Annotated in this window: 16 protein-coding genes and 2 CRISPR repeat arrays (1 of these 18 cut by a window edge); of the genes, 9 read left to right on the forward strand and 7 right to left on the reverse strand. The window is 46.5% G+C overall.

Features of this window, described 5'->3' with window-relative positions; translation table 11 throughout:
• Positions 1 to 125: 125 nt before the first annotated feature.
• From sdhC to gltA, 6 genes are all read left to right on the forward strand, one after another.
• A complete protein-coding gene (gene sdhC, locus Q384_RS12060; RefSeq protein WP_037588591.1) occupies positions 126 to 503 on the forward strand; it encodes a succinate dehydrogenase, cytochrome b556 subunit in 378 nt (125 codons plus the stop codon).
• Positions 500 to 847, forward strand: coding sequence for a succinate dehydrogenase, hydrophobic membrane anchor protein (gene sdhD, locus Q384_RS12065; RefSeq protein WP_037588593.1), 348 nt, complete (start codon positions 500 to 502; stop codon positions 845 to 847). The genes sdhC and sdhD overlap by 4 nt, the downstream gene beginning before the upstream one ends.
• The gene (gene sdhA, locus Q384_RS12070) at positions 844 to 2619 is read left to right on the forward strand and encodes a succinate dehydrogenase flavoprotein subunit (protein ID WP_037588596.1); all 1776 of its coding nucleotides are present in this window, start codon (positions 844 to 846) and stop codon (positions 2617 to 2619) included. Before sdhD ends, sdhA begins: the two co-directional genes overlap by 4 nt.
• Positions 2620 to 2645: 26 nt before the next feature.
• Entirely contained in the window at positions 2646 to 3350 is a 705-nt protein-coding gene (locus Q384_RS12075) for a succinate dehydrogenase iron-sulfur subunit (RefSeq protein WP_037588598.1), read from the forward strand.
• Positions 3350 to 3610, forward strand: coding sequence for an FAD assembly factor SdhE (locus Q384_RS12080; RefSeq protein ID WP_037588600.1), 261 nt, complete (start codon positions 3350 to 3352; stop codon positions 3608 to 3610). Before Q384_RS12075 ends, Q384_RS12080 begins: the two co-directional genes overlap by 1 nt.
• A 95-nt stretch (positions 3611 to 3705) precedes the next feature.
• Positions 3706 to 4986, forward strand: coding sequence for a citrate synthase (gene gltA / locus Q384_RS12085; RefSeq protein WP_037588602.1), 1281 nt, complete (start codon positions 3706 to 3708; stop codon positions 4984 to 4986).
• A 147-nt stretch (positions 4987 to 5133) separates the two neighbouring features.
• A CRISPR array of direct repeats spans positions 5134 to 6247; the repeat unit is 28 nt; unit sequence TTTCTAAGCTGCCTGTGCGGCAGTGAAC.
• 223 nt (positions 6248 to 6470) lie between these two features.
• On the opposite strand, the gene cas6f is transcribed toward gltA, so the two are convergent.
• From cas6f to ubiA, 7 genes are all read right to left on the reverse strand, one after another.
• Positions 6471 to 7028 (reverse strand): type I-F CRISPR-associated endoribonuclease Cas6/Csy4, encoded by a 558-nt coding sequence (cas6f, locus tag Q384_RS12090; RefSeq protein ID WP_037588604.1) that lies wholly within the window; start codon positions 7026 to 7028, stop codon positions 6471 to 6473.
• Positions 7029 to 7041: 13 nt separating this feature from the next.
• Positions 7042 to 8034, reverse strand: a complete 993-nt coding sequence (gene csy3, locus Q384_RS12095; RefSeq protein WP_037588606.1) for a type I-F CRISPR-associated protein Csy3 — start codon at positions 8032 to 8034, stop codon at positions 7042 to 7044.
• Positions 8035 to 8045: 11 nt separating this feature from the next.
• Entirely contained in the window at positions 8046 to 8978 is a 933-nt protein-coding gene (gene csy2, locus Q384_RS12100; protein WP_037588608.1) for a type I-F CRISPR-associated protein Csy2, read from the reverse strand.
• The gene (gene csy1 / locus Q384_RS12105) at positions 8971 to 10284 is read right to left on the reverse strand and encodes a type I-F CRISPR-associated protein Csy1 (protein ID WP_037588610.1); all 1314 of its coding nucleotides are present in this window, start codon (positions 10282 to 10284) and stop codon (positions 8971 to 8973) included. The genes csy2 and csy1 overlap by 8 nt, the downstream gene beginning before the upstream one ends.
• Before the next feature lie 446 nt (positions 10285 to 10730).
• Positions 10731 to 14018 (reverse strand): type I-F CRISPR-associated helicase Cas3f, encoded by a 3288-nt coding sequence (gene cas3f / locus Q384_RS12110; protein ID WP_037588612.1) that lies wholly within the window; start codon positions 14016 to 14018, stop codon positions 10731 to 10733.
• Positions 14015 to 14986, reverse strand: a complete 972-nt coding sequence (gene cas1f / locus Q384_RS12115) for a type I-F CRISPR-associated endonuclease Cas1f (protein WP_037588668.1) — start codon at positions 14984 to 14986, stop codon at positions 14015 to 14017. The genes cas3f and cas1f overlap by 4 nt, the downstream gene beginning before the upstream one ends.
• Positions 14987 to 15065: 79 nt before the next feature.
• On the reverse strand, positions 15066 to 15974 hold the full coding sequence (gene ubiA, locus Q384_RS12120) for a 4-hydroxybenzoate octaprenyltransferase (protein ID WP_051941021.1): 909 nt from the start codon (positions 15972 to 15974) through the stop codon (positions 15066 to 15068).
• A gap of 780 nt (positions 15975 to 16754) precedes the next feature.
• Between ubiA and pnp the strand changes: the two genes are divergently transcribed.
• From pnp to Q384_RS12135, 3 genes are all read left to right on the forward strand, one after another.
• Complete coding sequence (gene pnp, locus Q384_RS12125) at positions 16755 to 18878, forward strand: polyribonucleotide nucleotidyltransferase (protein WP_037588614.1); 2124 nt, start codon at positions 16755 to 16757, stop codon at positions 18876 to 18878.
• 94 nt (positions 18879 to 18972) lie between these two features.
• Positions 18973 to 19485: a chorismate--pyruvate lyase family protein gene (locus Q384_RS12130; RefSeq protein ID WP_051941024.1), complete on the forward strand. Its 513-nt coding sequence runs from the start codon at positions 18973 to 18975 to the stop codon at positions 19483 to 19485.
• Positions 19486 to 19989: 504 nt separating this feature from the next.
• Positions 19990 to 20490, forward strand: coding sequence for a GNAT family N-acetyltransferase (locus Q384_RS12135; RefSeq protein WP_051941027.1), 501 nt, complete (start codon positions 19990 to 19992; stop codon positions 20488 to 20490).
• 253 nt (positions 20491 to 20743) lie between these two features.
• Positions 20744 to 21017: direct repeats of the CRISPR family, unit length 28 nt; unit sequence GTTCACTGCCGCACAGGCAGCTTAGAAA (it continues 115 nt past the right edge of the window).

Raw genomic sequence — 21017 nt, forward strand, 5'->3', positions numbered from 1 at the left:
TTATATTAAAATTTTTCTGTTGAACGCCGTTAAAAGTTGTAAAATTAACAGCCGTGCAGCTTCAGTGTATGCTGCGTTGTTTATTTTGGTTCATGTCTCTAACATCGTTTTTAGGGGAAGCTGCAATGCAAAAAAGAAGGCCGAAATTCCTTGATATAGCAAAAATACGCTTGTCGATTCCGGCAATTGTATCCATTTTGCACAGGGCAAGCGGCGTGGGGTTGTTTATTTTCCTTCCGCTCATTCTGTGGCTGTTTTCAGGCACTTTATCTGATGAGTCCGCATTCAACACTTATCAGACTTGGGTACATAATCCTTTGGTGATTATCATACTAATCGGTTTACTCTGGGCGTATTTGCACCACGCATTTGCCGGTATCCGATTTCTGTTTTTAGATGTACACAAAGGTTTAGAACTCTCTACTGCCCGCGCCACATCTAAAATTGTTTTTGTTTCAGCCATTGTGCTGACTGTTCTTATTGCAGGAGCATGCTTATTATGAGTGAACGTAAATTAACGGGCGCACATTACGGCCTGCGCGATTGGGCGATGCAGCGCATCACTGCTGTGGTCATGCTGGTGTACACTGCTTTCTTGTTGGCAGCCATTGTCTTAATGCCATCTGCATATGAAGCATGGCAAGCATTTTTTGCACAAACTTGGGTGCGTTTGGTAACCCAAATTGCTGTGATTGCTTTGATATTGCACGCTTGGGTGGGTATTCGTGATTTGTGGATGGACTACATAAAACCATTCGGCAAACGTTTGTTCTTACACATTGCCACTATTTTGTGGCTGCTCGGCTGTTTGATTTATTCGATTAAAGTTATTTGGGGGGTCGCATGAGTTTTCCCACGAATTTTCCCGTTCGCCGTTTTGACGCTGTTATCGTTGGCGGTGGTGGTGCCGGTTTACGCGCGGCATTGGAATTATCCAAAGCCGGCTTAAATACCGTTGTTTTATCCAAAGTATTCCCCACTCGTTCTCACACCGTAGCGGCACAAGGCGGCATCTCCGCCTCTTTGGGTAATGTGCAGGAAGACCGCTGGGATTGGCACATGTACGACACCGTTAAAGGTTCAGATTGGCTCGGCGATCAAGATGCCATTGAATTCATGACCCGCCGTGCACCCGATGCCGTCATCGAATTGGAACACATGGGCATGCCGTTTGACCGCGTGGAATCAGGCAAAATTTATCAGCGTCCGTTTGGCGGACACACTGCCGAACATGGCAAACGTGCGGTAGAACGTGCATGCGCCGTAGCAGACCGTACCGGTCATGCCATGCTGCACACTTTGTACCAACAAAATGTCCGTGCCAATACTCAATTTTTCGTAGAATGGATGGCACTGGATTTAATTCGCGATGAAAACGGTGATGTCATTGGTGTTACTGCCATGGAAATGGAAACCGGAGACGTCTATATTCTTCATGCCAAAGCAGTTTTGTTTGCGACCGGCGGCGCAGGTCGTATCTACGCCTCATCCACCAACGCGTTCATGAACACCGGCGACGGTTTAGGCATGGCGGCGCGTGCGGGTATTCCTTTGGAAGATATGGAATTTTGGCAATTTCACCCCACCGGCGTTGCCGGCGCGGGCGTATTGATTACCGAAGGTGTGCGCGGTGAAGGCGGTATCTTGCTTAACAGCGAAGGCGAGCGTTTCATGGAACGTTACGCACCCACTGTTAAAGACTTGGCTTCCCGTGATGTGGTTTCTCGCGCCATGGCAATGGAAATTCATGAGGGTCGCGGCGTCGGCAAAAACAAAGATTATGTATTGCTGAAACTGGATCATTTGGGTGCAGAAAAAATCATGGAAAAACTGCCGGGCATTCGTGAAATTGCGATCCAATTTGCCGGCGTTGATCCGATTAAAGACCCGATTCCCGTTGTACCGACTTGCCACTACATGATGGGCGGCATTCCCACCAACTACCACGGCGAAGTGGTTGCTCCGCAAGGCAGTAATCCCGAAGCAGTGGTAAAAGGTTTCTATGCTGCGGGTGAATGTGCATGTGCTTCGGTTCACGGTGCAAATCGTCTTGGGACAAATTCATTATTGGATTTGGTGGTATTCGGTAAAGCCGCGGGCGACAGCATGATTGAGTTCATCAAAAATTACGGCGAACTCAAACCATTGCCTGAAGATGCTTCTGCCAAAACTTTAGCGCGTTTAAACCGCTTGGAAAATCAAACCAACGGCGAGAAAGTAGATGATGTACGCACTGAATTACAGCGTTGCGTACAATCCCATGCCGGTGTATTCCGTACCGACAAAGTCTTGCAAGACGGCGTGGAACGCATTCGCGAAATCGCCGAACGTGTTGCCAAAACCGAAATCACCGACAAAAGCAAAGTATGGAACACCGCCCGCTTAGAAGCTTTGGAATTGGATAATTTGATTGAAGTGGCGCAGGCTACCCTTGTTTCTGCCGAAGCACGCAAAGAATCGCGCGGTGCGCATGCCTCTGACGATCATCCCAACCGCGATGATGAAAACTGGATGAAACACACCTTGTATTTCGCCGAAGGCCAACGTTTAACTTATAAACCGGTGCACACCAAACCTTTGAGTGTGGAATACATCGAACCGGCCAAGCGCGTTTATTAAAAGCGTACACACAGGAATCACAAACCATGGAAAAAATACGTTTTCAAATATACCGCTATAATCCCGACGTCGATGCCAAGCCTTATATGCAAAACTACGAGGTGGAGGTTGAACCGACAGACGTTAAATTATTAGATGTTTTGATTAAACTCAAAGCTCAAGATGACAGCCTATCGTTTCGCCGTTCCTGCCGCGAAGGTATTTGCGGGTCTGACGGCATGAACATCAACGGCAAAAACGGCTTGGCTTGTTTAACCGATATTCGCAGCTTAAAGCAGCCGATTGCCTTACGCCCTTTGCCCGGCTTACCGGTTATCCGCGATTTAATCGTGGACATGACACAGTTTTTCAATCAATACCACTCCATCAAACCCTATTTGGTGAATAATCATCCCGTGCCGGACGGCGAACGTTTGCAAACGCAAGCCGAGCGCAAAGAGTTAGACGGATTATACGAGTGTGTTTTGTGCGCTTGCTGTTCAACTGCTTGCCCATCGTTCTGGTGGAATCCCGATAAATTTGTCGGCCCGTCCGGTTTGCTCAACGCCTATCGCTTCATTGTTGACAGCCGCGATACCATCACCAACGAGCGTTTGGACTATTTAAACGATCCCTATCGCCTGTTTCGCTGCCACACCATCATGCAGTGTGTTGATGTGTGTCCGAAACACCTGAATCCGACCCGAGCCATCGGTAAGATTAAGGAAGTTATGTTGAAACGAGCAATGTAATGCCGGCTGACACAACCGTGTTTAGCAATGCTGCCAAACGGCGTATCCGCTGGCTGATGCGCCGCGGCTTGCTTGAACTGGATATTTTGCTTGAACGATTTATGGTTAAAGAATTTGACGCATTATCGGATAATGAATTAACCTTATTGACTCAATTGCTTGATTCTCCCGATCAGGAATTTCTGGCTTGGGTTAATCAAACCGAAATCTGCAGTAATCCCGCTTTCCGGCCATTGTTGGAAAAAATCAGACAGGCGTAACGGCTTCCTTTTGAAACTTGGATTGGATATACTCAATCGAAGTTTCAGGCAGCCTGAAATCTGTTTTCATTAAGTAAAATAATAAGGAGTTAGAGATGTCTCGAGCCATTCTCAATATTGAAGGCAAAGATGCTTTGGATTTGCCGGTATTATCAGGTACTTTAGGACCTGACGTTCTTGACATCCGCAAATTGTATGCGGGTACGGACATGTTCACTTTTGACCCCGGTTTCACCTCCACTGCATCATGTGAATCCAAAATCACTTTTATTGATGGTGATAAAGGGCAATTGTACTATCGCGGCTATCCGATTGAGCAATTGGCGGAACACAGCAGTTTTCTGGAAACCTGCTATTTACTGCTCTACGGTGAATTGCCGAATGCCAAGCAAAAAGAAGAGTTTGAAAATGGCGTATTGCACCACAACATGGTGCATGAACAATTAACTTGGTTTTTCCGAGGATTCCGCCGTGATGCGCACCCCATGGCGATGATGGTTGGTGTTGTCGGTGCATTGGCAGCGTTTTATCAAGACAGCTTGGACATCAACAACCCCGAGCATCGCCGCATTGCCGAATTCCGCTTAATTGCGAAAATCCCCACCATCGCCGCAATGTGTTATCGTTACTCTACGGGCAAACCCTTTAATTTCCCAAAAAACAGCCTGTCATACACAGCCAACTTCATGCACATGATGTTTGCCATGCCTACTCAGGAGTACACCCCCAATCCCATCTTAGTACGTGCCTTAGACCGCATCTTCATCTTGCATGCCGATCATGAGCAAAACGCTTCTACTTCCACAGTACGTTTATCCGGTTCTTCCGGTGCTAATCCATTTGCTTGTATTGCTGCCGGTATCGCTTGCTTGTGGGGGCCTGCACACGGCGGAGCCAATGAAGCCGTACTGAAAATGCTGGACGAAATCGGCGATGTTTCCCGCGTTCCCGAATTCATGGAAGGTGTAAAAGAGCGCAAATACCGCTTAATGGGTTTTGGTCACCGCGTTTACAAAAACATGGACCCGCGCGCCAAAATCATGAAACAAACCTGTGATGAGGTATTAAACGAACTGGGTTTGCATAACGACCCCAAATTCAAATTGGCAATGGAATTAGAAAAAATCGCCCTGAACGATCCCTATTTCATTGAGCGCAAACTGTATCCGAATGTAGATTTCTATTCAGGTATCGTTCTAAGCGCGTTAAAAATCCCTGTATCCATGTTCACAGTGATTTTTGCCTTGGCACGTACTGTAGGCTGGGTATCTCATTGGCACGAAATGATCGCCGATCCGCACCAAAAAATCGGTCGCCCGCGTCAGCTATACACCGGTTCAGAACGCCGTGATTATATTCCTGTGGATAAACGTTAATTCATTGATTTATTGGGTTTAACCTGTTTTCAGGCAGCCTAAAGGCTGCCTGAATTTTTGGAGCTGTACTGGGGGGCTGCGGATATTTAAAAACTCAGCGTGAGCGGCAGTGAATGCATATGACCGCTTAGTTGCTGATGAGCGATTTTTCTAAGCTGCCTGTGCGGCAGTGAACAACGCGATGCAGCTGTTCTATAGCAGTGTATGTTTCTAAGCTGCCTGTGCGGCAGTGAACACTTTGTAGAACTTCCGGCTTGCTGCATATCATTTCTAAGCTGCCTGTGCGGCAGTGAACCCGTTATTTATTTTTATTGTGTTGCCGTTGCTTTTCTAAGCTGCCTGTGCGGCAGTGAACGAGACGGCATCGGCATACGTAACCGCCGCCATGTTTCTAAGCTGCCTGTGCGGCAGTGAACACTGAAATCACTGAAAATAATAACGGATATGATTTCTAAGCTGCCTGTGCGGCAGTGAACAGCTGGTATGTTTAACCGATTCTATTGAACTATTTCTAAGCTGCCTGTGCGGCAGTGAACTCCTTTTGTGAAAAAAACTCAAGTGATGATTTTTTCTAAGCTGCCTGTGCGGCAGTGAACCCCCAGCTGAATTTAATTATTTGGAAATCGCATTTCTAAGCTGCCTGTGCGGCAGTGAACGTTGTTCGGCTGCCATTGAGACAAGTCTGTCTTTTCTAAGCTGCCTGTGCGGCAGTGAACTGTTGTTCTTGGGCGTTTTGTTGTTGGTTGGCTTTCTAAGCTGCCTGTGCGGCAGTGAACGTTTTTAAAAAGCAATTAAAAGCACTTTAATATTTCTAAGCTGCCTGTGCGGCAGTGAACTTTCGGCGATATTTTTGTCAATTCGTCAAACAATTTCTAAGCTGCCTGTGCGGCAGTGAACTTAAAATCTTGCCGCCCGTTGCTACACGGGGTTTTCTAAGCTGCCTGTGCGGCAGTGAACATCAAGCAGCTGAAAATCACCCGATGCGGTGTCCTTTCTAAGCTGCCTGTGCGGCAGTGAACTGCTCAACAGTACTGAATATGGCTGGCGATCTTTTCTAAGCTGCCTGTGCGGCAGTGAACAGAGCCGGAAAGCCACCCTGTATTGTCGTCTGTTTCTAAGCTGCCTGTGCGGCAGTGAACATTGCAGTTCAGCGAGCTGGAAAGCGGCACGGCTTTCTAAGCTGCCTGTGCGGCAGTGAACATTACGGCAATCAGAATGAAGAATTAACCGATCTTTCTAAGCTGCCTGTGCGGCAGTGAACAGGAGTAAAAAAATACAATACACTGATAACAATAACTTAATCAACCTTTCAGCCTAAAAACCCTTTTTTAGAGTACTAAAATATTTTATATAAAAATCATATAATTAAAAAAACACCTAAAAAAAGGGTCAGCTCGGAGCGCAACAGTATTTGTCAGTAGGGCTGGCTATAAAGCTAAATTTGTCAAAGAAAAACCGAGTGGACTCCCACCCGATTTACTGAACTAAAACCAGGGGATGGTTGCTTCTGCACTCAAGCCGTAGCTGCTGAATTGTCCGCAGGAGGGTGATTGCTGTGGTTCCCCGTGCTGGATAAATAGCCGAAACGCCTGCTTTGAAGACAAGCTTTTCATCTGAATAAAAGGCAGTTTGCAACTCTGGTTTTGGTGATTCAGAACGCGTTGTTGCGCTTCCTCCTCCGTTATCCACCCTTTACGCACCGAGCGCCGTAATAGTCGATCGGCACTGCTTTTAACCTGTATGCGCGATACGTTTCTCCAGCTTTTAATTTCCGGAATGGGTAGTACTTCTGAGGTGGTGCAGTAATCATTCAGCCCTGCTCGCCAGCCGGTCGCCTCCAGAGTCTCAAGCACCGCCCGCTCACTGTGCAAACGTACCACTTCACCCAGCGTCGTTTCCTCATACCCAGGAAAACTCACACCGACATCGCCTTTTCCGTGAGCCACAAGTGCTCGATGAAGTTTGGCAAACAAGGCTGAAAGTAAAATTGATGCCTTAAATTCAGGGTCTGGGAGGACACGAATATCCTGATAGCTATCCATGAGTGTGTCCTTATTATTCTTTCTCACCAAACACGCCGCCACGGATCAGCACAGCCATCACAAAATGCTGCTGTTCCACCGGTGGTTTATCGCCTTTTATTACCCAGTTATCCAACAGAGTATAAAAGTCCACCTTCTCTTTTGGCTGGCGGCATGCCACACCGCGGCTGGTGACAGAACCATACGGTTCTACCGCAATAGCACCGAGTGTTTCTACCTGCGGATGCCAGGTATCAATGGTTCTCAAGGCGTTACCTACTTTCTGCGAATGCAGGGCAGCCACACCATCTACCTGATACAACACTTTGCTTTTGGTACTGTTGCTGTCAAGTACCAGCTCCTGGGACGGGAATACTTCCTGCCCTTGCCCCAGGCGCACATACGCTTCAACATTCAACAGTACGAAGCCATCGCCCTTCAAACCGTGTTCGATTTCTGCCGCCAGCTCTTTCAGCTGTTTGTCGCTGTTTTTGAAGTCACGCAACGAATAATCATGGGCGTTAAACTCCCAGTTTTTTGTTCCTTTAACAATCACTCGCACATGCTCTGCACCCACGCGGTTACGCCACAGGAAGCGACCATTTGCCAGGTTAGAAGCATAACGCAATGCCAATTCAGCAAAACCATGCTCCGCAATATAGCCATTGATCACGCCTTCCAGCTCCGCCTGATACTCTCTGTTATTGCAGACCGATGGCGTTGCCAGATTACCCAACACCCGCAGGCTGAATTCTATTTTTAAGGTATCCGCTTCGGCAGGCAAAGCCGCCACATCCACGCGTTGCAGGTTGGCTTTTTGAATTTCAGCATCCAGTTTCGCAGGGTCGCTGGTAATCGCATTTTTCAGCCGGTTGGAAATGGTTCCTCGTACCGCCTTCTCCTGTACTTTCACTGCCTGCCAACTGTCACCCTGCCAGTTACCTGAAAATAACAGCGCATCAGAGTTCGCCAGCTTACGTTCAAAAGCCAGTACAGATGCTGTTTTAATCGTTGAATTTTTAGCCATGATGTCATCCTTTAATTGTCATCAAAATTGATGGGGTCGTCTTTGTCTTGCGCTTCATCTTCTTGAGCAAATTGCCCGCAGCAGTAATAGCCGGTTTCTGTGGTGCGATAATGCCAAAATATTTCCTCAGGAGCTTCAATACGGTGAATGCCGCGCCATTCGCCAACGCCATAAACGGCTTCTGTAAAACAGAACGGCGACTGAGCATCACGTGCATTTGCCACAACACCGGCGTGATAAAGAGGAGATATGCGCTGCCACCCGGTCATCAGCGGAACCAGATAGCCAGGAGCAGGTTTCTGCTGATATTGCCAGTCCCCTGACTCATTGGCTTTCATTTTGAATGCCGCAAAATCGAGCCAAGCATCAAACATTTCCGCATCAGGCTGTTGCTGATGCAGTTGTTGAAAATGATCCTTCAGTAAAGCGGAGCGATCCAACAGAACAAATCCCGGCATCAGGCTGTAACGGATCGCACGCCAATTTTTGTCATCGGCGGTAAGTGCGCAAATACGGACATTACGTATATCCGTAATGAAGCCACCCGCCAGCTTTTGTGTCTGGCATAGCACTTTCATGTGCTGCGCCAGCTCCTGGAACCCCACTTCACCATTCTTAATTTCCCCGTGACATTCCAGCAACAAGGAAACTGTCATGTGCATTCGCCCTTCCTCATTAAAAGAGGCTGTCTCTCCTTCCTTTGTTAGCGGATTGCGGGTTAAAGCAAATTGATAATCCCATCCTGAGGTATGGGCATGAACCTGATGACTGTGGCACACCACACCACACCCGTTCAGCGTTAGTCCATGGCTGGCTTCGAGCTTTCGCGACAGCGCATGTGTATACCCGAGAAAATGGGTAATTGCCGGAAACCCCCATGTTAGCCCGGCAATGGCATTTGCGTTCTCCACCTTCAGCCGGTGTAAAATAATGAGCTTACTCATGGCGGTATCTCCTGAAATCCAGCTCTATCTCGTGTAAACGCTGATGGAACTTTGTTTGCCACTCTCTCCGTTCCACCAGCTCCACACTTAATCCCCCTTTTTTAAGGTGATCATTCAGCCAGAGGGCAAAATCGTTCGCTACACTCACCTGCCAATCATCTTTATCACGTTCGGCGCGAAAAATTTCATCAATATTAACCCGATAAGGGTCAAGCCAAAACTGCTGATGCCGTTTTAATTGACACGCGCTATCCTTGCTATCCTTCGTCCAGCCCGCCCAGTCTTCGCGTTGAATGCCCGCAGCAATATTGAATAACAGGTCAATAAGCTCATCAATATAGCGATCACGCTGCCGTCGGATTTTGGCATTCTTTTTTTCGCCGGTACTGACCAACAAATGAATAAGTTGACGCAGTGTCTGCTTCGTCGCACGTTTAAAAGAACCAGAGTCAAAAATCGTGGTCATCGTAAGTGGCTTTTTATCCTGTTTTTCCCAGACAGGCGGGCTGGCAGGAAGCAGCCATACACGCCCGCCTCGCTCACTGTTCAACTTCGAGATATTTTGCGGTTTTGTACCGCCAAAATTGACCACAGCGGTATTGGGGAATATGACCAGCATTTCTGAGTGCCATTTCTTTTCATGGCGCGCCTGCCTGATCGCTTTTGCTTCCTCGCTAAAACGCTGCGCAACTATTTTTTGGTGTAGTGCCTGTGCCAGCGAACTGGGGAAAAGTGGATTCAGCAAGTGATAATCACCAGCAACAGGGAAATAAACCTGTTTGGCAAGTGTGTGAGAAGTTGGGTCTTTTGTCGTCAATGCCTGTGAGAAACCCGCCAACCACTCAGCAAGCTGCTCGGGTGTTTCCGCCAAAACAGCCAGTGGTGAATCATCGTTGCGTTTCAGGCACGCCAGAAGCGAGTCGCCCTCAACCTCCGTTTGCAGCAACTTAGCGATATCAAGAGCGGCGGCGTCGCCAACGATATCTTCAGCAGGGCTACTCAGTGTTGACGTTGAAAGATAGCCTTCTTTGGTGTGGGTTTCGATAAAGATACTGCTGCTTTTCGAATCACTGTGAGTAAATTTCGCGGCATGAGTCACGGGAAGAGTGATTCGCCTCGCTCGTTTTGCTGCATCTGTTAGCCAGTTACGCGTCTCATAGCGCAGCTCAAGTGCCTGTCGCTCCTGCAAAACTTCGCTTTCCGGCGAGTTATTTGCTGCATTCTTCTTATCGAAGGCTTCGAGCTTGGCTTGCCGTCGTCCGGCAATGTATTCCACAATAAAATCCGTTAGTTTCTTTTGTGACATATCACATCCTTATCGTTATCGAATTTTGAACGCTCACCCAAAAGCGGAACCGGCTCCTGAATGCCCGAGAACTACCCATAAAAATGGTTTTGAACATACGCAGGTTTAACACAAAGCACAGCAACTTCTACCAGACATATGAAGAAAGCTTTTTCAAACAATTTCATAAGATCACCCATCAACAGATTTAGCACGATGATCAAAAATATACTCTTCCAAGAAATTAATGTCAATCCTATGGATTTATCAATTAATAATAATTAAAAAATTTACTAAAATATTTTTTTTTGTTAAACTCACAACGCTGTCGTACAGGCAGCTTAGAAATATATGATTGCAAAAGGTCAGCTGCATTCATTGCTCACTGCCGTACAGGCAGCTTAGAAATATGGATTTATAAATTAACTAAATTTCGTCGTTTACTGCCGCACAGGCAGCTCGTGTCCTCAATCGAGGGCACGAAACACACCCAACAGCGGGTGATAAAGCCAGACACCATTTCCTGCCTTTCGCAAATTGATTTCGCCGTAGCGTCTACTTACCTGCGTCAATTCCATCTCCTTTCGTTCAGCAATATCAAGCATCACAGCAGCGTAATCACTCTCCAACCAGGCAGAAACTCCGATCGCCATTTGCAATTCAACAGCACCAATATTTCCCGCATCTTTCCAGCCACTGTATCCATCATCAAGCACACAAAACTTTGGCTTATCATCTTCTTCTGCCATATACAAAAATAGCTGCTCTTCGGGCTGAGATTTTCTGAATGGCGTGAGTCTTTGCAGCTCTGCGCTCCAACTAATCTGTTTGCGCCACCAAATGACTGCAGGAGGCCGTTTTGCCATAGGCTGTTTTTTGTCTGTTTTCACGCCCCACAACTCCCTATAGCTGCGCCCGTGTTCCAGAGTACTTAAATTGCCGTAAGAAGAGGTGTCCCTGTAAGGTTCATCAGGTTCAAGGATACGTGGTACGGCATTGATAAATTGATATTGCTTAAGCAGCAGAATGTCCGCGAGATCGTGGCTTTTAAGCCTATAATCCTTGCTCTCAAAGCCCGGGCGGCAGTAGGCAACTTTTTCCGTGCCGTTTTTTAATGCACGAAAATTCTTACTGAGTATCAGAAAATTAGCACACTTTGGTTTTTGCTGACGGTGGCGTTGAATACGTCCGGCAAACTGGATTAGCGAGCGCATCGAACTCGGTTCTGCAATGCCCCAATCTGCATCCCAGTCCCGCCCAACCTCTATCACGGAAGTACCCAACACCACAAACACATGGTGCATAGCGGGATTCCGTTCCAGCGCCTCCTGAATTTCGGGCTGCTGCCAGATCTGATGCTCGTCATGGCGGGAAAATGCCGCATCCAGTCGCTTTTCAATATGCGAACGGAATAGCAACGGATGCTGGCTGTGATAGACACAATAATGAATGCAGTAGCCTTCCGGTGAAGGCATGGTCATCAGTGCCTGTGCGGTTGCCACCAGAGGATTGATATTCGCCATCCGCACCAACCCCAGCGAAACGGTTTTGCCGCTGTGGTGCCGCTGATGATGGTTGCGGTGTAAATTCAGAATCTCACGTTGAAGCGTGGCAGCAAATGTCTCTATTTCCCGGGCAGCCGGTTCAACAGTAACCAAACGCGCCTCCCGCAGAGCCGGTTTTTTATCCAACCTTTGGGCACGGCGCTGGGCAAACTGATTATGATATTTCCAGAAAGGCTCATGAGCACCGAATACAGAGCTACAAGACTCATCTTCATCAAACCAAGCACAGCACACTTCCTGTGCTTGTCCGGGCTCACCACATGCCTGCTGGAAGGCTTTTCGCCCTGAGAGATATGCGCTGTAAAGCGTCATCACCAGCCACGGCGACAGTGTTGCCGAAGAGAGCAACACCCTGCTGCCAAGCATTCCTGCCCAATTCACCAGACGACAAAGAGCATACTGATCAGCAATATCAAAATCATCCGGTTCATCCAGCACCAGGTCGCTGGTTAACAGGCGCAGCATTGGCGCAATTTGCTTGCCGCCACGAACCCCTTCGGTTGCGGGCATGAGATGATCGATTGTTGAGACCAAAACGGGCGCATTAATCAGCTTACTCAACTTTGGATCACTGTCCAGCAGTTGCCGCAATGGTCCCTGATTAATTACGCCGTCGTAATGGACATACTGATGCTCTTCAAACAAATCCTTCTCTGAAGCACTGCTGCGATCGTCTTCCTCAGCATCATGCAGCTTGTAATCAGTCTTATCATTATGTAGCTCGCGCACAGCAGAAGAGCCGATTAATACGGCAAGATCGTCCTCTCCCAGATTCAGCCTTTCCCTGAGAGCGTCTCCGGTTTGCAGCGTCAGGGTACGCAAACCCAGAGCCACGGTGAAGCGGCAACCTTTTTCTTCATTGGCAAGAGCATACATAATGCGTGCGTTGGCAAAGGTCTTTCCGCAACCGGTTGATGCCATATTAATTCCGAAAAAGCCCTGACGCTGTGCACGTTCACGCAATCCTTCAGCCACGTCCCATGCGCGATTCTGCCAGTGAAAACGCACCAATTTAGCTCTTTCACGGAAGCCTTTGTGCCGTGTTATGGCGGGCAGATGCTCACGCAATACAGGTAAACTTCGCCCCAATAAAAGCGCATGATGTGCAACACCGACATTATGCTCATCCAACTTTTGCTTAAGCTGCCCAGTCTCACGATCGGTATTCGCCCAAGCGGCATAGGCTGGATCTTGCCACACCACACGTGGGGTCTGCGAAGAGTAGAAATGGTCGGCAAGCATCAGCGTCATACGCGCCAGGTGCAGGGTAAAAAGCTGATCTATTTTGCCGAATTCATAGATGGAAACCGCATGCGCCGCCCGTTTAGCCAGTTGTCTGGCCTTCTCACGCCAGGTTTCGCTCCGTAATGGTGTTCCATTTAAAAAGTTCCATACATCACGAAAATCCTTTTCTCGCCAGTTACTATCAACGTGATTACGCGCGTTCCAGTCAATATTGAGCTGCTCGGTAAGCCAGTTATCATTTTCAAAACTGGGGGGCGCAACTTCCCCTAAATACTGCGGTAAGCGATGATGGGACAAGATAAGCCAAGCAACCACCTGCGCCAGCGGTGGCAAACCGGTAAACGGGCTGTTAGTGTGGGTGTGGCTCTGCGTGTCCTTATACAGATTCGCCAGTAGTACTTCTTCATCAGCCGACGTTAGAGTGCCAAGCTGCGCCAGCCACTGCACATCGGTTTGCTTTCCAACCAGAGCCTGAAACAGGCGTACCGATAACCATTCATGGCGAAACGGTTGATACCGCGGAGCTGATTTCCCTTTTAGCCCTTTCTGAAACAAAGTCCCTGCTTTGCCAAAATCATGAAACAGACCGGCAATTGCCGCGAGAACAGCAATCGATTCCACGCTGCGCCAACCCGATTCATGCTTGCTGCGCAGAATATCTCGCGATGTACTGTTGGTTGGTACCGATCCCTGAGCATTAAAACGCCGAAGATTTCCTATCATCCAAAGCAGCTCCGTTTGCCCATTTTTCTTGAGCCAATGGCAGGCAATTGCCGTATTTCTGCGAGCACTTTTACGTAACAACCGCCGCAACGTATCCAGCCCTTGTTGCGTAATCGCCGTTTGCCAGCAACTATCTCCTTTACGTTCAGCAAACTGATCAAGTATCTGACAACTTTGCTCTCGGGCTTTTTTGCTGCACTGCGAGACAATCAGGACATTCATTCGCGCTCGCTCCTCAATTTAAGTGCCGTCTCCTGCAACGTTTCAATCATCAGGTCAAGTGCCTCAGACTGCTGAAACCCGCTGATGCAACGCTGCCGAAAGGTTTGCTGATCCTCGCCTTCCATTGCCGCAATAAAAGCCTGAGGCAATACCAGTGCATCTTTGATCAAATCAGCCAGATCGAACACCAAGCCGCCGCGCCGTGTTTTACCGTGCAGCACCGCAAGACCGTGGGGTATTCCCGTAACCCATGCTGCTACGGCTGCCAGTCCGTATGCCAGATAATTACCCTGATCCAGCAGACGGTTAGCACTATCAGTACCGCCGCCGCGTTTCGCTCGGGTAAAATCACCATACTGCACTGCATCACTGGCCAGCTTATAAAGTGCTTTGGTGAGCTGCGCTTCTTGGCTCATCAATTCGTTATGATCGGAAGCCTTCTCTATTCCCGTACGAAAGCGATCCAATTTATCTTTCAGTATTGATGCAGAAGGACTAAAACGTGTTTCCCGCTGCATTCTTGCACCAGTCCAATGGCGTTCAATTTGCTGCAAACGAATTTGTTGAAAACGTTTGGCGGCAATCAGTCGCTTCTTTTCATCAAACCAGAATGACACCCAGTTTTGCAGATATTCAGTGGGGCGGTATTCGCTTTGCGGGCTAATCCATGAAACATCAATATCTACTTCATTACCGGAATAGAGCGGTGTTCCGTCGCTGCCGCAAAAACCCACCAATACACCCGCTCTGGCAAATTCTCTCATGGCAGCTTGAGTTACCGATGTTCCGGTTCCCAGCATAACAACCGTGGTATTGGCTATCGGGATATTCCAGTATAAAGATGACTTGCCCTCGTCCGTAACATATTCCACCCGCCCGCCATTAACCAGTACACGGCAATATTGCAGGTAATAAATATTGGCACGTTTAGAGTGCAGAATGGTTTTCAAATCCGAAGGCATTAACATAATCACCACTTCCATGTCAGTGAATACAAAACACTAAACACATCAGGCTGCCTGAAATTTTATTCGGGCAATGAAACTGCTATGTCCACCAAAAATGCAGCACAATACCGATAAACCACACTGCACCAATTCGATTATTGCGTAAAAAAGTATGGAAACAAGCCATGCGATTGCGTCCGGCAATGGCAGGGTATTGTCGGTATTGCCAATAAATCACCACTGCCGCCGCCAGCCAATAAGGGCACGCCGCTTTCATTTGCCAGCCCAAAATCAACATCAGCAAAGTAAAGCCGGCGTGGCACAACATCACGATTTCGGCATCATATTTACCAAAAGTAATTGCCGAAGTTTTAATACCGATTTTTAAATCATCTTCTTTATCTGCCATAGCATAAATGGTGTCATAAGCCAGGGTCCACAGCACATTGGCGCAAAAAATCAACCATGCCAATGCTGGTACACTCCCCGTTTCTGCCGCAAACGCCATGGGAATACCAAACGAATACGCCAATCCCAAATACAACTGCGGCAAAGGAAAAAAGCGTTTGGTAAACGGATAACTGAATGCCAAAAACAGCGCAGGCAGGCTCATCAGCCAAGTGAATTGATTCATGGGCAATAAGCATAACAGTGCAAAAAAACACAATACGGCAACCAAAACAAAGGCTTCTTTTGTGCTGACTTTCTTTTGCGCAAACGGGCGGTTTTGGGTACGTGCCACCGCACCGTCAAAATCACGATCGGCAAAATCGTTTACCACACAACCCGCACTGCGCATAAAAAATGTACCCAGTACAAACAGCAGCACCAGCTGCCATGTCGGTGAACCATCAGCAGCAATCCACAATGCCCACAAAGTAGGCCACAGCAGCAGCAGCGTACCAATGGGCTTGTCTGCCCGCATCAGTTGAATGTAGGTGTGAAAACGATCACTCAAAAAGTCATTTTTCAGGCGACTTTTAATAGTATTGAATAAAGAAGACAACATGCTCACCATTTTCAGAGTAAATACAAAAGGATTTCAGCATTTAGCAAGACTTTGCTGCTGATTCAGTCATTAAATTTGATTGACAAGATTATGGGTAAATTGTGAAAAAAAGTAAATGAAACCGATTTTATTGCTTCACTCATCACAACAACTTAATTTCACATTCAAATCACTTTAATTCAAAATAAGAACCTATGTTCAATAATGTTTAAGAACCAATATTCAAAAAATTCTTAATAAAATCATATGGCATATAATTAGCAGATAAACCAAGATAGTAGGTAATCCTTTATGTACCCGAGTGATTTGACAGATAGCCAATGGGCGATGATTGAGTCGTTTTTTGACATCATATGATTTTATTAAGAATTTTTTTAAACATGGGTTCTAATATGCTTGATAAAAAAATAAGCATATTTCGTGTTAGAATACACAAAATCAGGCTGCCTGAAATACTGTTCTTCTTGATTTGGAAGAACTTGAAAACACACTGATATTCAATTTCTGCCATGCGGAACAAAACACAGCAAAATCACCACAACGGGCTTTGCTGTCGGTTTGTTAATGACGGTTTCTTTTGTCTGCTTTCTTAAAGATGAGATTATCTCAAAAGGCTGCCTGAAAAGTCGGTTTTGCTGCTCTGAAGCCCTAACTATGTACATTCATTTTGCGTGTGCATAATTAGCGTTTTAGAACGCATAACTATTGTTGTCATCTAAAATATTGGTCTGTATTTTTTAATCAATCAAAACTGCCATACCTAAATAATTAAGGAATAATATGTTTAATAAGCACATCAAAACATTTCAATACGGCAATCATACCGTTACTTTTGAAACCGGTGAAATCGCACGCCAAGCGGCGGCGGCAGTAAAAGTATCTATGGGCGATACCGTGGTATTGGTTACCGTTGCCACAACCAAAGAAGTCAAACAAGGACAAGATTTCTTCCCATTAACCGTTGATTATATTGAAAAAACATACGCTGCCGGCCGCATTCCCGGCGGATTTTTCAAACGCGAAGGCAGACAAAGTGAAAAAGAAATTCTCACCAGCCGCTTGATTGACCGCCCGATTCGCCCGCTATTTCCCGAAGGCTTCTATCACGACGTTCAAATCGTGGCAATGGTGGTATCGATTGACCCTGAAATTGACTCAGACATTCCCGCCATGCTGGGTGCGTCTGCCGCTTTGGTGTTGTCGGGTGTGCCGTTTGCCGGTCCGATTGGTGCGGCACGCGTAGGTTATATTAATGGTGAATATGTCTTAAACCCCACCAAAAGACAATCGGCAAAATCGCGCTTGGATTTGGTGGTGGCAGGCACAGAAAAAGCCGTGTTAATGGTGGAATCTGAAGCCGATATACTGCCTGAAGACGTAATGCTGGGTTCTGTGGTATTCGGACATGAACAAATGCAAGCCGCCATTACTGCCATCAATGAATTTGCCGACGAGGTAAACCCTGAAATGTGGGACTGGCAGCCAACTGCTGTTGATGAGAACTTAGCAGCAAAAGTGCGCGAAATTGCCGCTGCACGAATTGATGCTGCCTTCAAAATCAAACAAAAACAAGCACGAACTGCCCAATTAAACGAAGCCTGGTCTGCCATTGCCGAAGCATTAATCAACGAAGACACCGATACTTTGGTTGCCAATCAAATCAAAGGATTATTCAAAAAATTGGAAAGCGATGTGGTGCGCGGACAAATTTTAGACAGCCAACCGCGCATTGACGGTCGCGACACCCGCACCGTACGTCCGATTAATATCCAAACCGGTGTATTACCGCGCACCCACGGCTCAGCTTTATTTACCCGCGGCGAAACCCAAGCCTTGGCTGTTGCCACTTTAGGTACGCAGCGTGATGAACAAATTATTGATGCCTTGAGCGGAGAATACAGCGACCGTTTCATGCTCCACTACAACTTCCCCCCCTATTCCACCGGCGAAGTTGGTCGTGTGGGCGCACCGAAACGCCGTGAAATCGGTCATGGCCGTTTGGCAAAGCGCGCATTAATTGCCGTATTGCCATCTGCCGAAGAATTCAGCTATACCATGCGCGTGGTATCGGAAATTACCGAATCCAACGGTTCATCTTCCATGGCTTCTGTGTGCGGCGGCTGCTTGAGTTTGCTCAATGCTGGTGTCCCATTGAAAGCCCACGTGGCAGGCATTGCCATGGGTTTAATTTTGGAAGGCAATAAATTTGCCGTATTAACCGACATTTTAGGCGATGAAGACCACTTGGGCGACATGGATTTCAAAGTAGCCGGCACCACCGAAGGCATTACTGCTTTGCAAATGGACATCAAAATCCAAGGCATCACCAAAGGAATCATGGACATCGCTTTAAAACAAGCCAGAGAAGCGCGCTTACACATCCTGGGCTTAATGAAAGAAGCAGTAGATGGTCCCCAAGAGCTGTCGGAGCATGCACCGCGCCTCTACACCATGAAAATTAACCAAGACAAAATCCGTGAAGTGATCGGCAAAGGCGGCGAAACCATTCGCGCCATCACCGCCGAAACCGGTACAGAAATCAATATCGCCGAAGACGGTACAATTACCATTGCCGCCGTTACCGCCGAAGCCGGTGAAGCTGCCCGCCGTCGTATTGAAGAAATCACAGCGGAAATTGAAGTCGGCAAGGTGTACCAAGGTACTGTTATCAAATTACTGGATAATAATGTCGGCGCGATTGTGTCGGTGATACCGGGCAAAGACGGTTTGGTTCACATCAGCCAAATTTCACATGAGCGTGTGAAAAATGTCAGTGACTATTTGCAAATCGGTCAAGTAATCAATGTCAAAGCCATTGAAATGGATGACCGCGGTCGTGTGCGCTTGTCGATTAAAGCATTGATTGAAAAACCGGAAATGCTGCAAAAATCATTTGAAGAATAAACATGTTTGAATAAAAATTGTTTCCCTGCCGCTGTTTTGTTTCAGAAATCAGCGGCAGGTATTTTTTATTGTAATTACTGTATTTCTGACGCAAATGACGTTAAATCTGAATACCCTGCATTGGCAAAACCATTTGGTACTTGATGAATCAAAAAACATCAGTACATTATTGTCTGCCGAATCTCTGACACGCTGCCTGAAAAATTTAGATGCTGAGTTCTCAGTGCATTTACGCCATTTAGGCACATACCACGATATTCCACCGGAAACCGCTGATTTGGCATGGGTGCAGGCAGGCAAACTTTTTGTGCGCGAAGTGGAGCTGTGTCTCAATCAAACGGCGGTTGTTTGGGCGCGAAGTGTCTGCACAAACAATGCCTCTTTTTGGACATCATTACTGCAATGCGGCGAACAATCTTTGGGAGAGCATTTGTTTCAAAACAACCTGCCTTGGCAAAGATCCCCTTTTGTTTACGCGTTTGCCGACATTGAGGGCGATGATGCGGTACAAAAACACTGGGCAAGGCAATCTGTGTTTCATTTAAATCAAGAACCACTGGTCATTACTGAAGTGTTTCTGCCCGCATTAAATTCATTTTTGGCTTGATTTTTGTTCATCATTGCTATATATGCCAAACCCAGCAAAAAACGAACATCAAAATAACACAGATACCGTCACGAGCGAAGCGGAGAATTCGGTTGTAGTCGTGCAAAGCCTTTTAAATTCCGAATTGCCCGCATTGTTGCCTACCTGCCGTCTGCCTGTCAAACGAACAGGCAATGGTTGTTGAGAAATATAGCTATACTATACTTAGAACCTATGTTCAATAATATTTAAGAACCAATATTCAAAAAATTCTTAATAAAATCATATGGCGTATAATTAGCAGATAAACCAAGATAGTAGGTAATCCTTTATGTACCCGAGTGATTTGACAGATAGCCAATGGGCGATGATTGAGTCGTTTTTTGACATCATATGATTTTATTAAGAATTTTTTGAATATTGGTTCTTAGACGTTATTGAACATAGGTTCTTAGATTAAAGGCAACACATCAAGACTCTATTTTTAAAAGCTGCAGAATTATATAAATAACGTAAGGCAAACACATGAAATCAGGTAGCCCCCTAAATTGTAATGAGATCCACATACGTAAATCCATCATTTCCGAATTACCCACACTCGCCGATCTGCGTTGGGCTTTATGCAGCGATGACGAAGAAACAGAACAACCCATAGATAAAGCCCATTTTACAGAGCAATTTCTAAAAAAAGAGATGGAATTAGATGCTATGGGGAACTTAATCAACTTTGTTGCTGAAAAAAATGCGGAGTTGATAGGCGTTATTTCTTTGATTTTGGTGAATAAAATACCTTCTCCATACGGAATCAATGGTTGCTGGGGATATGTAACGAATGTCTACGTAAGACCAGCTTATCGGAATAATGGGGTTGGTAAGAAATTATTGAATTTTGTTAAAGACCAGGCAGTTGCGAATAAGTGCGAGTTGTTGGTTGTATGGCCCAGTGACAGGAGTTATCCATTTTATAAACGAGCAGGATTTAAATCTGAAGAAAGGGAACAAGACCCTTTGGTTCTGGTGCTTTGACCCCAGAATCAGATTACATGATTGGACTTCGAACCTCTCTTAGTGTGGGATGTTGTCCGCTTGCCAGGCATCTCTTGTCAGATTCTGATTGACAGGGGACTAATTCCCGTATCAGTGAAACAGTAACATCACAGCCATAATTCACGCTTCGTTTTTTGCTCCCAAGGAGACTGTAATTTAAATTGTGTAATTGCCTGTTTTTGATATAGCTATACTATTATTTTTCAGAGAGAAAAATAATAGTATAGCTATGGTTCACTGCCGCACAGGCAGCTTAGAAAATCGCGTTACTTTATTAAATAATACATGCACTGTTCACTGCCGCACAGGCAGCTTAGAAATATGAACTAGCATATAAAGAAATGTCTCAAATTGTTCACTGCCGCACAGGCAGCTTAGAAACAGCATCACGCAAAGGCGCAATGATGTTTTTTGTTCACTGCCGCACAGGCAGCTTAGAAATCTAATTCGGTTTTTTCTTCTGCGCTTAACTCGTTCACTGCCGCACAGGCAGCTTAGAAAGCGTG

Origin of the sequence: Stenoxybacter acetivorans DSM 19021, from assembly GCF_000745895.1 — a bacterium.
Taxonomy (GTDB): Bacteria; Pseudomonadota; Gammaproteobacteria; order Burkholderiales; family Neisseriaceae; genus Stenoxybacter; species Stenoxybacter acetivorans.